The sequence below is a fragment of the Arenibacter nanhaiticus genome (assembly GCF_900141935.1).
GTDB lineage: Bacteria > Bacteroidota > Bacteroidia > Flavobacteriales > Flavobacteriaceae > Arenibacter > Arenibacter nanhaiticus.
In genome coordinates this window covers 18,260-34,596 of sequence record NZ_FQYX01000001.1, presented here as the reverse complement: position 1 = coordinate 34,596, position 16,337 = coordinate 18,260, and the positions used below count along the sequence as shown (strand labels likewise).

The following is a 16,337-nucleotide window of genomic DNA, read 5'->3' as shown; positions in this document are numbered from 1 at the left end:
TTAATTGAAGCTTATGGAATATTTGTACAACTACGCTACGGAATTACTTTTATTACTTTTCCTATTTATCACTTTTGCCCAAAGTGCCATTGATAAAACCTTGGATTGGAGGGGCAATGTATCTTGGCTAAAAGGGCATTTTTCACAGACCCCGGTCAAAGACATAGTCCCCTTATTATTGGCCATTATATTGGTTACCGAAATATTTGCCGGTGTACTCTGTATCATAGGATTTTTCCAGATCGCCATTCAGGGCGAAAAAAGTATGGCTTTTTCAGGGGCGGTCATTTCTTGCCTCACCCTATTGATGTTATTGTTCGGGCAGCGCTTGGCCAAGGATTATGAAGGCGCCAAAACCATTGCTGTTTATTTTATCCCCGCCATATTTTTAGTGTTCTTATTGAACTCCTAATACAATAACATTTTGCAGGTCACTAGGCCTGTTTATTTTTAGATCCCTAGGACTATATACCTCCTAACGCTATAGAGATTCCTCTAGGCCTTATTACAAGCTTTAAACAGGCTTTGTTGAATTCCCAAAAAGGGTAGTTTTATAAAGCCTGTTTTTTTATGCGTATATTTTTTTAAAACGGCGAGCTTCAAAGGCCTTTCCCTTTGTAACAAGGCCAAAGATACTACGGCACAATCACCGGTTAATTTGCTCTATAGAATTGTATGTATAACAGCATCGGTCTACTGATTAAAGAAGAGATTTTTCCATTGGTTATTGCAAAAGCTTTGGGCGTTTCCCTAGCGGGCCGGGCCCTTGGCTATATCCCTTGCGCTGCTGCGGGGATGCCGCCGCGGTCCCTAAGGCGGAAATCAAGCGGGAATGACTCCGGCTGCCAATGGAAAGATAAGCGAAGGAGGCCCGAAGTATTTATACAGAGGATAACTGTTACCTATATTTTTAATATTCTTATTCTATAACTTCAATCGGATTATCTAAGCTTGTGTTTCGGTTAATACTATTCCTAGATAACTTTATAACAAGATAACTCCATAACTAATTTTCGCGTTAGCGATTGCAGCGGCATCCTTTTTTGGACGGCTGGGCCGGCAGAAAAAGATAGAGCGGAAAGCGCGACCCGATAGGGGAACGCCCAAAAAGACAATGCTCCTTAAAAAATAACCGTACAATTTACAGCAGCTGTCACCGCAAAAAAAAGTCCCGACAACCAGGTTATCGGGACTTTAGTATCTAAAAAAAGTACGTTTTACTTCTTGTAATTTTCGTTTAAGATTTTCACTACCGCATCGGTTACATCATTGGCCTCCGTTCCGTACAATACACTGCCACCTTCGCCACCGCTCAAAATAAACGAGTATCCGTTTGCTTTTCCGAAGGCCTTGATTTCTCTTTTTACATTGCTCACCAAACTATCCATTTCTATCTGGCCCTGCATTTGTAACTGCTGCTCTTCTTGCTGCAACTGCTGCCCTATCATTTGACTGCGTTGTTGCAACTTTCCGTATTCTTCCTGTGCTTTGGCCTGAGACATTTTTTCTGCTCTCCCCTGAAAATCCTGCGCCTCTAACTGAAAGGCCTGAGAGATACTATCTCTCTTTTTTCCAAAAGCTTCGGACTTCGTTTTAAACCTGGCTTCGATATCCAACTTCTCCTTATAGGATTCCATCAACTTCACATTATCTACAAAACCTATTTTTTCTTGTTGGCACGATGCGAAACCGATTAGGGCCATTACCAAAACTATTTTTTTCATTTTAACTTTATTTATAAATTTTACCAAAAATAGAAAAGGTTTTTTAATAACCGGAAAAATTATTGGCAATCCTTCATCCTTTTAAATTTTTGGTTTCGCATTCCAAAAGGAGGCTACCCCCTCAAAAAAGCGCTGAGAGCTATTATAACAAAAACCTATGGCAACCATATAGTTCCATAAGCCTTGGGTATGAAAATCGGCCTTTTAAAACATGTGTTTTAAGCAGTATCTTTAATTTTTAATATTCCCATATCCCTTATCGAAAGAAAATCGCGCAAAAGGGCTTAAAATGCGTTTTAGCTCCTTTTTAGGACGTATATAAGGGAAGAATACTCCTTGGTGCGCATAGCGGACAGATTGGACCAGAGTCCGATCAAAAATGCCTTGATGGGGTTTTGTTTTCCCGACTTGTATTTTTCCGAAAGCAAGGAAACATAAAAGGCGTCGAATATCATGGGCTTGGTTTTTACCACTTCCATTCCTTGTGTAGAAAAAAGGTGCCGTATGCTGTGTCTGGAAAAATGCCAAAGGTGTCTGGGCACATCATAGGCTGCCCAAAATTTTTTGTAGTGGGCCGCATCAAAGGATTTAAAATTGGGCACGGCGATGACCAAGGTACCGGTCTGGGAAAGGAGTCCGACCAATTCTTGAATCTGTTCTTCCAAATTGGGCAAATGCTCCAACACATGCCAAAGGGTGATGAGTTCGTATTTTTTTTCGGGAAGGGCCTTTAGGTCGCTATAGAGTGTCAATCCTTTTTCTGCGGCTTTCGCCTTTGCCAGATCGCTAGGCTCTACCCCGTCTGTCTCCCAACCGTGCTTTTTTGCCAAGGCCAAAAAATCGCCTGTCCCCGCCCCCACATCCAAGAGCGATTTCTTTTCGCCCGCATAGGAAGTAATGAGGGCAAGCTTCCGATCTAGGTTGTACCCTTTGACGGCCTGGTACATTTTTTCGAACCAATTGTCCTTGGCATCGGTATGGGAAATATAATCCTGGCTCTCGTAATACTTGGCCAGGTTTTCTGGTTGGGGTTCGGTCACCAGCATATCCCTTTCCAGATCGTGCATTAATTGAAACTGCTCCCTCGTTAGGGTATAATCTTCACTGCTTAAATAAAACTTCATGGTACTGATGCGTGACTAAATATTCGTTCTTCAGATTACGAAGATACTTTAAAACGACAGTTCTTGAAAGGGAATTTTCACGGAGGCAATCTTCTTCAAAATCGCTGTAGACTTCTATCCCGATATAATAATTTTCCTTTCCCATTTCTTCCGGGTCCCTTTCCACTCCCTCTTGAATTTTTAGGGCGGCATTAAAGAAATGATCGAACAGCAACGGAAATAAATTTATATGCTTGGTCGGAATCTGAATTTCGTAAAAGGAAAAGAAATATTGATTTTGAGCAATGGTAAAAGGAACATCGTCCATGACGTTTTCGCCCTCTAGGCGAAACTTGGTATCGACATATTTATAAAAGGCATTCGCCTCTTTTGGATCTTGGAACAAAAACAACTGCCGCTTGGGCAAGCCCCGTTTAAATTTCTTCCCTTGACTAATTTTATAGTCTTCTATGCTCGGAGCAATCCGCAAAGGAATACAAGAAAGGCACAAACACCCCCATCCATAAAACCAGCAGTATTCTTTTCATAGTTGCAGATATTTATTTAACCGTCATATGTAATTTGCATGTCTTACTTCTTGCAGGCCACCAGTTTTCGGTCATGCACCATTCATGGTTCTAGATTAAAACTGCCCATACCCTTAGTGCGGAATTCCCGTTTAAAAAAGACCGCCACTCCCTCCTTTTTTACACCGCTCCCAAGGCGAATACAACCACAAAAATTAAGCCGTAAAAAAGGGTATTTACTTCTTTACAAAAGCAAATACCCTTCTTATTAAAGTGGCTTTATCGGGTTTTATAAAACACCGAACACCGTATGTTGTGCTCACAATGTTCCACGTGGAACATTGTAAAAAGCCTTGCGGCCCCTTCCTTGTTAACGGCCCATAAAGACCAACAAAACACTGATATCACTAGGAGATACTCCGCTTATCCTAGACGCCTGCGAAATGCTCACCGGGCGTATGCTCTGCAGTTTTTCGCGTGCTTCGTACGAAAGCGACTTTAGTTTGGTGTAATCAAAATCCTCCGGGATCTTAATATTCTCCAAGCGCTGAAGCTTGTCGGCATTGTTCTTTTCCTTGGCGATATATCCTGAGTATTTTACCTGGATTTCTGCCTGCTCCATCACCTCTCTGTTCAGTTCGTTTTCGGTCACGAAAGAGGACACAGAATCTAACTGCATCATGTGCTCCATGGTTACCCTAGGCCTCGAAAAAACCTTGAACAATTTGTCCGGTTGCTTCACTGTGGCAGACTCCACACTCTCTAAAATCGGATTTATTTCGTCCGGTTTAAAACTCGTTTCCCTAAAGAAATTCACGAAAGATTCGGACTTTGCCTCCTTCTCCTCCATTCTCTCCAAGCGTTCTTTGGTGGCCAATCCGATCTCAAAACTCTTTGGCGTCAATCTTAAATCGGCATTATCCTGACGCAAAAGGGTACGGTATTCTGCCCTAGAAGTAAACATTCTGTACGGCTCTTCGGTACCTTTTGTAATAAGATCGTCTATCAAAACCCCGATATAGGCCTCGTCTCTCTGAAGTACAAAAGGATCTTTTTCCTGTACCTTTAAGTGGGCATTTATACCTGCCATCAACCCTTGGGAAGCGGCCTCTTCATATCCAGTAGTACCATTAATCTGTCCCGCAAAAAACAGGTTCTCTATAGATTTGGTCTCCAGGGTGTGCTTCAATTGCGTTGGCGGAAAGTAGTCGTATTCTATGGCGTAACCGGGCCTAAAGAACTTGACATTTTCGAATCCACGAACAGACCTCAATGCTTTAAACTGTACATCCTCGGGCAAGGAAGTAGAGAAGCCATTTACATAAACCTCCACGGTATCCCACCCCTCTGGCTCTACAAAAAGCTGATGGCTGTCCTTGTCAGCAAAACGGTTGATCTTATCTTCGATAGAGGGACAGTATCTAGGGCCCAGACTCTTGATTCGTCCGTTAAACATAGGCGACCTATCAAAACCTTCGCGCAACAAATCGTGCACCAGGGCAGAGGTATGAGACATATGGCAATCGCGCTGATGTGTCAGGGCCTTGGTATCCATATAGGAGAATTTCTCGGGCACAACATCTCCAGGCTGTGGTATCATCACCGAATAATCCAGCGAGCGTCCATCTACTCTAGGAGGTGTCCCCGTCTTCATTCTACCGCTTTCGAACCCTAAGGATGTCAGCTGTTCCGTGATTCCGGTCGCTGCCTTTTCTCCGGCCCTGCCCCCACCAAACTGCTTATCGCCAATATGGATAAGTCCGTTTAAGAAGGTGCCATTGGTAAGGACAACCGACTTAGATCTTATCTTTAGGCCAAGGGAAGTAACAACCCCTGCTACCCTATTGTTTTCTATAATCAGTCCAGAAACCATGTCCTGGTAGAAGTCCACCTTAGGCGTGTTTTCCAAGGCTATTCTCCATTCTTCTGCAAAGCGCATCCTATCGCTTTGGGCACGTGGACTCCACATGGCGGGCCCTTTGCTTTTGTTCAGCATTTTAAACTGAATGGCGCTTTTATCGGTAATAATACCGCTGTACCCCCCCAAGGCATCGATCTCTCGAACGATCTGCCCCTTGGCAATTCCGCCCATGGCCGGGTTACAGGACATCTGTCCTATATTCTGCAGGTTCATGGTCACCAACAAGGTGCTAGAACCCATATTCGCAGCAGCTGCCGCCGCCTCGGCCCCGGCATGTCCGCCACCAACTACTATAACGTCGTACTGTGTATCAAACATAATTTCTAATGTTCCACGTGGAACAATTTAATTTTTTCGTTTTCTTTTTCTCTCATCAAAGCGGCCTCCCGATCGCTTTTGTCCTTATACCCCAAAAGATGCAGCACCCCGTGGGCCATCACCCTCAACAACTCCTGGTCAAAATCGACCCCGTATTCCTTTGCGTTCTCCCGCACCCTTTCTACGGAGATAAAAATATCCCCGGAGATACTGCTGCCCTCGCTGTACTGAAAGGTGATGATATCGGTATAGGTGTCGTGAGCTAAATACTCCTGATTAATTTTCAAGAGGTATTCGTCATCGCAAAAAATGTACTCCAGGGGCCCGCAAGAACTGTTCTCGGAAGCCACTACTTCCGTCAGCCAATCCGCATATTGCTCCCCGTTTGGGAGACTAAACTCGCACTCGTAATGAAAATCAATCATCTGTCTTAAAATATTCCTTTACCCTATTTTGATAATGTTGCTGCAAAGGTAATGCTTGTCTGTTTAAAATTTCTATTTCCTGGCGATAATTCTCTAAGAATGAGGGTTTGGTAAGTAGCGGGTTTTGAAAGCTTTCGGTGCTGGTATTGCTTTCCCGCTCCTTCTTTTGCCCTTGGCGCTGGGCCGCGTTTTCCATTTTCAGCAATTCGTAATTCAATTGCCCCATTTTGTTAATCGTTTCTGGGGTAAGGCCGTTTTCTAAAAGATTGTTCTGAAAATCTTCCATCTGCTTTAATATTTTCTCCCCTAATTGGCGGTCGTCATTTTTGATCAGGTCCTGTAATTGCTTTTCAAATTCTTCCCGAATCCGCTGTTGCTCCTTATAAATTTCATACAATTCCCCCAATTCTTCATCGCCCATTCCCTGGGTGCCCGCACTTCCTGGAGCCTGTCCTTTCTCCCCATTCTGACCCTTGTCTTGACCTCCATTACCGTCCTTATTGCCGTTGCCCTTTTCGCCGGACTCCCCTTCTTTATCCGATTTACCCTTTCCATCGGTGCCATGGTCCCCAGGTTTTGGGTTGCTCCCCTGCCCCATTTGGGACATCTTTTCTTTTAATTCTTCCTGACTTTTTATGATATCGGGCAGTTGCATATCTCCGGCGCCCTGTCCCTTCCCGGAGCCGGCTTTTAGATTGTCCTGCATATTATCTAGCATATTCGCCAAGAAATCGGACAAACTATTGGCCGCATTCAACACGTATTTTTGAAAAGAACCTCCTTCGAAAAGTTGATTCTCGGCCATACGCTCCAAAGCCCTATCGGTATTATAATACACTTCGGTAATTTGTTCGTTCACAAATTCAGCGATTTCCGCCTGCCTTAAGGACAGGGCAAAAAGACTATCGTCTACATGTACAAACAGTTCCCGTAGTTCCTGTTGCTCCTTTAGTTTGCCCATAAAGAAACTACTTTCCCTGTCCGAGGCTCCCAAACCGCTATACAATAGTTCTTGCTTAAAGGAAAAGGTAATGAGATTGTCCAAGATCTGTCGTAACATTTCGGCATCCTCGGCTAGGGTTTCGCCTCCGCTTCCAGAGGCAGATTCCTGTAAGCCCTTGCTCATTTCTTTCATTTTCTGAGCGGCGGATTGTTGTTTTTTGGTGATTTTGTCAGCAGATTTTTTGGTGGCATCCGAAGAGGCTTCAGCTGCTTTGTCCCCTAATTTTTTTAGTTCGTCCAAAGCATCCTTCATGTCCTCCTTAACCCCTTCTTCCTTATCTTTATCAAATCCCAAGGGCATCGGTTTTTGTAGCCTTTGGTTGTCTTTTTTCAGCTCTTCCATTTCCTTGGCAAGGGCATGGAACTTTTCGTTTAATCTCTTTTGTCCTTCCTCCCTTCGTTTTTCGGATAGGTCTTTTTCGGATAGTTCCTTTTGTTCCTCCGCCAATTTTTCCAACTCCTTAGAGATCTGTAGTGCTTTTTCACTTATATAATACCGTTTGGTCAGTTCTAGCAGTTGCTCCAAACTCCGTTCCCTGTTTTTCTGCTTCTTACCTAATTCTTCCAAACGTTGCGTCAGTTCTTCCTTTGATATTTTATCGGCAATTTTCTTTAGTTCCTCTAACAGTTTTTCATTTTTATGGGCTTCCATTTCTTGACGTTCCAAACGCTCCTGCAACAATTTATTCAGCTTAGCATCGCGCCCTGCTTTCTCCAGGTTGTCACTTAACTCTTTGCTAAACTTTTGCATTAAAATTTCCTGCTCCTCCTGTTTCCGCAAAAAATCGCGCACCTTATTTTTATCATTAAAACCAAGCTGACTTTTTTCTTTTTGCTCCTTGCCCATTTCTTTCAAAGCTGCATCCTGTCGCTTAAATTTATCCAAGGTATGATCCATTTTATCAATGATGTTTTGCCGTACCGCCAAGGCCTTATGCTGTAACTGACTGCTATCCAGTATTCTCATACTAAATACCTGACTTTTAGAAGTTTTACCACCGTGCAGCTGATCATTATCTTTAACTTCAAAATAAAAAGAGTACAATTGGCCCTCTTTTAAGCTTAATCCAGACGGAAAAGTGTAATAAAACTGCTCGTAATTCTTATTGGGCCTACCCAAATCCAACCGTTGTTGGGCATTTTTATTAGCATCTGGATAACAAATCAAGCTAAGGCTGCTAATTTTATGATCATCGGTAGATTCCCCTATATAATACCTGATATTAGGCTGCAACGAATCGAGCACTTCCTTTACTTTTATCCTAGGAAAAGCATCTTTAAGCACTGAAAACCGAAAGCCAAGCGACTCATAATACCGAACGTTCTCATTGGAGGTGACCACCTCGTAATCCATATCGTAATAGACTCTTTTACCATAGTTAAATACCTTTCCGTTTTTCCTAAAAGCAACCGTACTATCCGCCGTCCTTAAGTCAATCCGCTCGGTATTTTCCCCACGGATTCCCCACCTTACCAAGGTCCCTTCGGGAAAAGTCGCATTTCCCGTACTCCACAAAGTGTCGTTGCGCTTCTCCAAGTACTTTGGATATTGCAAGACCATCCTAAAGTCTTCTATAGCGGGCACCTTCAACACCTTTAAATGGTATTCCTGCGATTTTATACCGTTTGCCTTAAAGTAAAAATCTACAGTGCCAAAAGGAGGCGTCATCACATATCTAAAAACATCATTTTCCTTTTGTAACACCATTTCCCTATTCCCCATCACCAGGGACACACTCTCTGGTTTTACGTTTCCGACCGTTGTAACGGATAAAATATACTCTTTGGTCTCATAGACTTCAAGACTATCGGACAACAGCTTAAACTCAAAAGGGGCCGGAGGCGCATAGGCCATGTCGTAATTGACCACCCGCTTATAGGAGTCCAAGTAGGAAAAAATATCCCCCGATCCCCACACTAATAGCAAAAGAACAACCGGTACCAAAAGGTATTTTGCGTATTTCAAGCTATCTTTTATGTCAATGGCCTTGGAAAAAGGAATCGTCGCCAAATTGTTGGCCCGTTGTTCTATACTGGCCAATAATAGTTCGGACTGTTCGGTATTTTCTGCTAGATCCAATAAATTGTACAACTTATCATCTACCCCCGGAAAATGTTTTCCTATCAGTAGGGAGGCTTCCTTATTGCTTAACCCTCTTTTAATTTTGAACAAATAGAATAAGGGGGTCAGTACCAGTTTAAACAACAGAAAACCTTCTACCCCAAGGAATATAAGCAGCAAAAGAAGTCGGCCGGTAGAATTCAGCCACAAGAAATATTCCACCCCTAAAATCACCAACATAAAAAGGACTCCAAAGGCAAGAAAAAGCAATGCCCCCTTTACCAATATTTTGGTATAGTATTTAGCCGTAAAGGCATTTAGCTTTATTAGGATGTTATCGTATGTAGTCAAAACGGTAAATATTTTACACCAAGTTACTGCATAGTAAAAAGATTTACATCAAAATACTGTTAAAAAGCAACTATTCCAAGCTTGATAGATGCGAAGGCGAACATCCAAATCCTGCTTCCACTAAAAATCAATCCATTTTGTTCCTAGTCCGACCCCCTCCCATTGCGCTTTTAAAAAACTGTGCTTTACCGAGTATATCTTGGTTCCTCTTTGGGAGTTACCGGGCTTGCATTATCTTTGCGTTCAAAATAAAAGTCTATGAGTAAGAAAGTACGTGTTCGTTTTGCACCCAGCCCAACCGGAGCGCTGCACATCGGTGGTGTTCGTACCGCCCTATTTAATTATCTCTTTGCTAAAAAACACGGAGGAGATTTTATCCTTAGAATAGAAGATACCGACCAAAATCGCTATGTAGAAGGAGCGGAACAATATATTATAGATGCCCTAAACTGGTGTAATATTCCGTATGACGAAGGTCCAGGAAAAGAAGCCGGATTTGGTCCTTATAGACAAAGTGAACGCAAGGATTTATATAAAAAATATGCGGACATATTGATCGAGAAAGGACACGCCTATTACGCCTTTGACACCGCAGAAGAGCTAGATGAGACCAGAAAGGAATACGAGGTCAATGGCAAGACTTTTATCTATAATTGGCACAATCGCTTACAGCTGTCCAACTCCCTTTCTTTAAGTCAGGAAGAAACCCAGGAAAAATTAGCTTCCGGGGCAGCATACGTAATCAGGTTTAAATCGCCACAAGATCAAAAATTACATTTAAAAGACCTCATTAGGGGCAGTATACATATTGATACCAATATTTTGGACGACAAAGTATTGTTTAAAAGCGATGGGATGCCCACCTATCACTTAGCCAATATTGTCGACGATCACCTAATGGAAATTACCCACGTTATCCGAGGCGAAGAATGGCTACCATCCATGGCCTTGCACCAACTGCTTTATAGTGCCTTTGATTGGGAGGCTCCGGAATTTGCCCATTTACCATTAATTATGAAACCGGTTGGCAAGGGTAAATTGAGCAAAAGGGACGGGGAGAAACTAGGATTTCCAGTATTCCCACTTTCTTGGAAAGATGCAAAAGGCTACCGAGAAGAAGGGTATTTCCCAGAAGCCGTTGTTAACTTTTTGGCCCTATTGGGATGGAACCCCGGTACGGAACAGGAAATTTTCAGCCTAGAAGAACTCACAGATATCTTTAGTATAGAAAGGGTAAACAAATCGGGAGCTCGATTCGACCCAGATAAGACCAAATGGTATAATCAGCACTATATGCAAGAGAAAAGCAATACTTCCCTTGCTAAAGCCTTTAGACCTATTTTAGAAGCCAAGAACTTACCCATAGCAGCCGACCGTACATCGGTGGGGTATATGACCGAGGTGATTTCGTTAATTAAGGAACGCGCAGCCTTTATAAGCGATTTATGGGATTTAAGCGACTACTTTTATGCGGCACCAACTACCTACAACGAAAAAGCCGTTAAAAAGCAGTGGAAGGAAGATACAGCTGACATCATGGGCCAATTGGTGGTTGTCTTGGAAGGCATTACCGATTTCAGTTCTGCGAATGTAGAAACAGTTGTAAAAGAATGGATCGCGGCACAGGAACTATCTTTTGGGAAGGTTATGCCGCCACTTAGATTAGTGATTGTTGGAGATATGAAAGGTCCTCACATCTTCGATATAATAGCGATGATAGGGAAGGAAGATAGTATCGAAAGAATAAAAAAAGCTATCGCTGCCCTGTAGTAACAGGCCAAAGAAACTTTAATACTTTTATATAAACCGGTAGGCGGTATAGACATTACGGCCTGCCGGTTTTTTTTTGTACCAAATAGAATAAAATATAAAGGTCCAAACTCCTAGTTGTTAGGAAAGTCTTTTGTAAATTCAGTACTTAATTCTAATGTACAATTATGGAACAATTTTATTTACTACCGCTATTATTCATAGGGGTCCTTTTGCTGTTGTCTTCCCTATTTACGGTAAAACAACAAACTGCAGCCATTATAGAACGCTTTGGAAAATTCCACAGCATTAGAACATCTGGTTTACAGTTCAAAATTCCGATTATAGATCGGGTAGTGACCCGGGTTGGATTAAAGATTCAGCAGTTAGATGTTATTGTAGAGACCAAAACCTTGGACGATGTTTTTGTAAAATTGAAGGTGTCCGTACAGTATGTTGTCCTTAAAGACAAGGTATATGAGGCCTTTTACCAATTAGAATATCCCCACGATCAGATCACCTCCTACGTGTTTGATGTGGTTAGGGCCGAGGTTCCCAAAATGAAATTAGATGATGTTTTTGTAAAGAAGGACGATATCGCTATTGCCGTTAAGACCGAACTACAGCAAGCGATGTTCGATTACGGCTACGATATCATAAAAACCCTGGTTACGGATATCGATCCGGATGCCCAGGTAAAGGAAGCTATGAACCGTATCAATGCCTCTGAACGCGAAAAAATCGCCGCCCAATTCGAAGGGGATGCGGCCAGAATTCTAATTGTAGAAAAAGCCAAGGCCGAGGCCGAGAGCAAACGATTACAAGGACAGGGTATTGCAGACCAGCGTAGGGAAATTGCCCGAGGCTTAGAAGAATCCGTAGAAGTGCTGAACAAAGTAGGTATCAATTCCCAAGAAGCCTCTGCCCTGATCGTGGTAACACAGCATTACGATACCCTACAGTCTATAGGCGAAGCGACCAACACCAATTTAATCCTATTGCCAAATTCTCCACAGGCAGGAAGCGATATGTTAAACAATATGGTGGCCTCTTTTACCGCCAGTAACATGATCGGTGAGTCCATGAAATTAAAAAATGCCGAGAACGAAGACGAAAAGTAAGCATTAAACAACCTCTTGGTAAGCCTTTTGATTTTTCTATTTACAGAAGATCAAAAGGCTTTTTTGATGCTTAAATTTTGCTACTCCCCACAGGGAATTCTAGTTCTTTATATCTGCATTCATTTTAAAATCTGCCAACTTTTTAAGCCATAAAAGCATATTTGCCAAATTTTTATTGGGAAGGATTAATGGCAAACCAACTTTCAGACCCTTAGGCAAACCCATAATACCGATTGGACTTTTATTTTGGGCGTTCCCTCCTTCGTCGGGCGGGCCCTTGGCTATATCCCTTGCCTTGCTGCGGGGATGCCGCCGCGGTCCCTAACGCAAATAAATGTACCAATTGGATTAAAGTAAAAATGTTTCCATGAATCTGGAACCAGTATTTACCAGGGCGTAGGACAAGGAAAGCTATTACTGTTCGCAGAATAGTTTAGGATTACAACACTGCCCTTATATACCCCAACAATGCAGAAATATCTGGCCGTAATTTGTTTCAGGCATGGACATGGACAAGAGAACAATAACCGATTAGCAATGGAGATAGCCTGCTATCCTAAAGGTAAGGAGAGCATTGGATGTTTCTAATATATGGCTGTCAGCGTATTCTATTCCTATACGGTCAAGGGTGTGGCGATAGCGCCAGCAAACTATGGTTTTATATATTACCCAGTTTCCAACCCCAGCTATTTACTGGTTATTAACGGTCATAGATAATTCGCATAACTGAAGTCGTATTAGCGCAAAGAGCGACCCATAGGGGGAATGCCCAAGAAACCAAGGGTGTATTAGCGCGGAAACACTACCTATGAACAGCGCCAATTGAAACCACTACCCTACTGGGATGAGTTTGTAATTCCTTCTTATTAGGATTAAAAATAACAATTGGTATTACCGTCTTATTTTTTTAAGAATCTTATTGATAACGAAGGAAAGAACAACCTTTTGTACCGTTCCCCCTACTCCTCCTAATAGATTTTTGGGAGCGACAGTAGCTTTGGCCTTGTTTACATTAAACCGTATCAATTCTTTATTGATATTCTTTTGCAATTTCAGAACCTTCAGTTCAGTATCAATCTCCTCAAAGGAGTTAAAAGAAGTCTTTCTCATACTCTATTCCTCAAAATAATATTTAGAAAACTTTTTTAGGATAGGTTTATCCAATTTGTGCCGGAACCAATAACACATCATTCCGATCAGCATATAAAACAAGCCCACAAACAAAAAACCCAAAAAGGTATTTTCAAGGGCTTGGCCAATGCCGAAGGCCCCTGCCAAGGAAACGATAAACAATGCCAAGAGCGCTACCCCGCCCACCAAAAGAACTTTGGCCATGGTCACTACTCCCCGCATAAATAATTTAAAGCTCTTTAACTTGTAATACTCAGCGGTATTATCTACATAGGAACGAAGGTTTTTGTCGGCCTCCGATAAATTTTCTTTTAATTCCTCTATGGCCATAATCTTATTTCCTATTTGTGAAGATCTGCATTCTTTTTCTTTAAATCGGCTAATTTGGTTTCTAAGGCGCTGATAATATCATCGGCCTTATAACTCATATTGGAGATTGTTTCATCTAGTTTGTGTTCAAAGTCCACTTTCTTGGCATTTGCCGTTTTGGTAAGTTCATCTTTGGCGTGAGACAGCCTAGAACTGAGATCGTCTGAGGTTTTTTTAGCCTTTTTTCTAATTTTTTTACGGGTTTTCTCCCCCTTTTCGGGAGCGTATAGAATTCCAATACCAGCCCCAATGGCGGCTCCGGTTAGTAAGGCTAATAAAGTATTTCCACTGTTGTTCTGCATAATTTGTGTTTTTTTTGATTAATAGTTCTTACATCCATTAAGATACGGGAATTAGCGCTAAATACGTGTTAATACTTGTTAAAAGTATAAAGAAACCGTTTTAGGGCAAGAATAACGACCTTGAGCTTTTATAATCGTAAGGTTTTCTGTTTTCTCAATATAATGTTTCTATAAACTGCCGAGATACTATCACACTGCAGCTACATTGCCCACAAAACACCCAAAACCTATTTCTAGCCGTTTTTTGAGCCTAAAAATCGATTTGAGGCCCTCTATTGCGCGAAAACCAAAATAAGTATATAAATATATTGCCAAAAAAAGAAACCACCTCAAATACGCTGTAAAGAGGTGGTTTTTAATAAAAAATACCAATGGTTATATTGATATCGATAAGCTTATTCTATGCTTAATTTTTTTGTTGAATTTTCGCCCAACTGTCCCTTAAGCCAACCGTTCTGTTAAAAATAAGTTTTTCGGAAGTAGACTCTTTGTCCACATTGAAATATCCGGTTCGCTGAAATTGAAAACGATCTTCAGGGACTGCATTTTTTAAACTTGGCTCTACAAAGGCATTAATCACCTGCAGGGAATCCTTATTGATAAATTCCAAGAAGTCACGGTCTTTATGACCATCTGGCGTTTCATCCATAAAAAGTCTATCGTACAAGCGCACTTCTGCGGAAACGGCATGAGGGGCAGAAACCCAATGCAGGGTCCCTTTTACCTTTCTAAGGCTTTCCTCGGTACCACTCCCACTTTTACTTTTTGGGTCATAGGTACATTGCACCTCCGTAATATTCCCATCGGCATCTTTTGTACAGCTCTCGGCTTTTATAATATAACCGTTCTTCAGTCGTACTTCACCCCCTAATTTTAACCTAAAGAATTTCCTGTTGGCTTCTTCTTTAAAGTCATCCTTTTCTATATATAATTCTCTTGAGAAAGGCAGTTGTCTAGATCCTGCTGCCTCGTCTTCGGGGTTATTTTCTGCTTCCAACCACTCTTCCTCTCCTTCTGGGTAATTGGTAAGGACCACCTTTAATGGATCTAAGACCGCCATCACCCTAGGGGCTATTTTATTTAAATGTTCCCTGACATGAAATTCCAACAATGAAACATCGACCACGTTTTCTCTTTTGGCAATTCCGATGGTATTGGCAAAATTGATCAAAGACTCTGGCGTATACCCTCTTCGTCTCAACCCAGAAATGGTAGGCATTCTAGGATCGTCCCATCCAGAGACAAATCCCTGTTCTACCAATTGCAAGAGTTTCCGCTTGCTCACCACCGTATGGCTAAAATTCCTTCTGGCAAATTCGCGCTGTTTTGGACGTACCTTATTTTCGTCGACAACCTGATCCAAGAACCAATCGTACAATTCTCTGTGCATGGCAAATTCTAAGGTACAGAAAGAATGGGATACCTGCTCCACATAATCGCTCTCCCCATGGGCCCAATCGTACATTGGATAAATACACCAATCGGTATTTGTTCTGTGATGCGGACGGTGTAAGATACGGTACATCAAAGGATCGCGCATAAGCATATTGGAAGAAGCCATGTCTATTTTAGCTCTTAGAACATGCTCGCCTTCCTTAAATTTCCCTTCCTTCATCGCTTGGAAAAGCTCCAAGTTTTCTTCTACCGAGCGCTCTCTGAACGGACTTGGCTTTCCTGCCTCGGTAGGGGTTCCTTTTTGGGCGGCTATTTCTGCAGACGACTGGCTATCTACATAGGCCTTGCCCTGTTTGATAAGCACAATGGCCCAATCGTATAATTGTTGAAAATAATCTGATGCAAAACATTCTGTATCCCATTTGAAACCCAACCATTCTACATCTCTTTTGATAGCATCGACATATTCCTGCTCTTCCTTGGCAGGATTGGTATCGTCAAAACGAAGATTTACCGGAGCTTTATACCGTAAGCCCAATCCAAAATTAAGGCAAATAGAACTCGCATGACCAATGTGTAAATACCCATTGGGCTCTGGTGGAAAACGAAAACGAAGCTTCTCTTTTGCAAAACCATTGCTTAAATCTTCCTCTACAATATGCTCTATAAAATTCAGCGATTTTGACCCTTCACTCATATTCTTTTTTTTGTTGCACAAATGTATATAAAATGCAGATAAAGCGTACTATAAAAAGCGTATACCATACAAGAAAGCCCTTTTCACAACACATTTATTTAGCCTTACAACTTAAACTTTAATAAGCCTTGTCCATTCTC

General features: G+C 41.9%; 13 protein-coding genes. 3 read left to right on the top strand and 10 right to left on the bottom strand.

The genetic code is table 11. From position 1 onward, the window contains the following. Positions 1-13: 13 nt before the first annotated feature. Complete coding sequence (locus tag BUA16_RS00090; protein WP_072762609.1) at positions 14-412, top strand: DoxX family protein; 399 nt, start codon at positions 14-16, stop codon at positions 410-412. 805 nt (positions 413-1,217) lie between these two features. Here the strand turns inward: BUA16_RS00090 and BUA16_RS00080 are convergent. The 6 genes from BUA16_RS00080 to BUA16_RS00055 all read right to left on the bottom strand — a co-directional run bounded on the left by BUA16_RS00080 (position 1,218) and on the right by BUA16_RS00055 (position 9,433). Next, positions 1,218-1,724: an OmpH/Skp family outer membrane protein gene (locus BUA16_RS00080; protein WP_072762824.1), complete on the bottom strand. Its 507-nt coding sequence runs from the start codon at positions 1,722-1,724 to the stop codon at positions 1,218-1,220. Between the two features lie 296 nt (positions 1,725-2,020). Further along, the gene (locus BUA16_RS00075) at positions 2,021-2,848 is read right to left on the bottom strand and encodes a class I SAM-dependent methyltransferase (RefSeq protein ID WP_072762607.1); all 828 of its coding nucleotides are present in this window, start codon (positions 2,846-2,848) and stop codon (positions 2,021-2,023) included. Next, positions 2,826-3,254 (bottom strand): hypothetical protein, encoded by a 429-nt coding sequence (locus BUA16_RS00070; protein WP_143150417.1) that lies wholly within the window; start codon positions 3,252-3,254, stop codon positions 2,826-2,828. The genes BUA16_RS00075 and BUA16_RS00070 overlap by 23 nt, the downstream gene beginning before the upstream one ends. Before the next feature lie 470 nt (positions 3,255-3,724). Beyond that, positions 3,725-5,593 carry a tRNA uridine-5-carboxymethylaminomethyl(34) synthesis enzyme MnmG gene (mnmG, locus tag BUA16_RS00065; RefSeq protein ID WP_072762605.1) on the bottom strand — a complete coding sequence of 623 codons (1,869 nt, stop codon included), beginning with the start codon at positions 5,591-5,593 and terminating at the stop codon, positions 3,725-3,727. 5 nt (positions 5,594-5,598) lie between these two features. Next, positions 5,599-6,018 (bottom strand): rRNA maturation RNase YbeY, encoded by a 420-nt coding sequence (ybeY, locus tag BUA16_RS00060; RefSeq protein WP_072762604.1) that lies wholly within the window; start codon positions 6,016-6,018, stop codon positions 5,599-5,601. Next, on the bottom strand, positions 6,011-9,433 hold the full coding sequence (locus BUA16_RS00055) for a hypothetical protein (RefSeq protein WP_072762603.1): 3,423 nt from the start codon (positions 9,431-9,433) through the stop codon (positions 6,011-6,013). Before BUA16_RS00055 ends, ybeY begins: the two co-directional genes overlap by 8 nt. A gap of 258 nt (positions 9,434-9,691) precedes the next feature. Between BUA16_RS00055 and gltX the strand changes: the two genes are divergently transcribed. Together gltX and BUA16_RS00045 are read left to right on the top strand one after the other, a co-directional pair. Next, a complete protein-coding gene (gene gltX / locus BUA16_RS00050) occupies positions 9,692-11,203 on the top strand; it encodes a glutamate--tRNA ligase (protein WP_072762602.1) in 1,512 nt (503 codons plus the stop codon). A 167-nt stretch (positions 11,204-11,370) separates the two neighbouring features. After that, complete coding sequence (locus BUA16_RS00045) at positions 11,371-12,303, top strand: SPFH domain-containing protein (protein WP_072762601.1); 933 nt, start codon at positions 11,371-11,373, stop codon at positions 12,301-12,303. Positions 12,304-13,194: 891 nt separating this feature from the next. On the opposite strand, the gene BUA16_RS00040 is transcribed toward BUA16_RS00045, so the two are convergent. The 4 genes from BUA16_RS00040 to BUA16_RS00025 all read right to left on the bottom strand — a co-directional run bounded on the left by BUA16_RS00040 (position 13,195) and on the right by BUA16_RS00025 (position 16,197). Continuing rightward, the gene (locus tag BUA16_RS00040) at positions 13,195-13,413 is read right to left on the bottom strand and encodes a DUF6327 family protein (RefSeq protein ID WP_072762600.1); all 219 of its coding nucleotides are present in this window, start codon (positions 13,411-13,413) and stop codon (positions 13,195-13,197) included. A gap of 3 nt (positions 13,414-13,416) precedes the next feature. Continuing rightward, positions 13,417-13,764, bottom strand: coding sequence for a hypothetical protein (locus BUA16_RS00035; RefSeq protein WP_072762599.1), 348 nt, complete (start codon positions 13,762-13,764; stop codon positions 13,417-13,419). Between the two features lie 11 nt (positions 13,765-13,775). Continuing rightward, entirely contained in the window at positions 13,776-14,105 is a 330-nt protein-coding gene (locus BUA16_RS00030; RefSeq protein WP_072762598.1) for a YtxH domain-containing protein, read from the bottom strand. A gap of 406 nt (positions 14,106-14,511) precedes the next feature. Beyond that, on the bottom strand, positions 14,512-16,197 hold the full coding sequence (locus BUA16_RS00025; protein ID WP_072762597.1) for a glutamine--tRNA ligase/YqeY domain fusion protein: 1,686 nt from the start codon (positions 16,195-16,197) through the stop codon (positions 14,512-14,514). Positions 16,198-16,337: the final 140 nt, after the last annotated feature.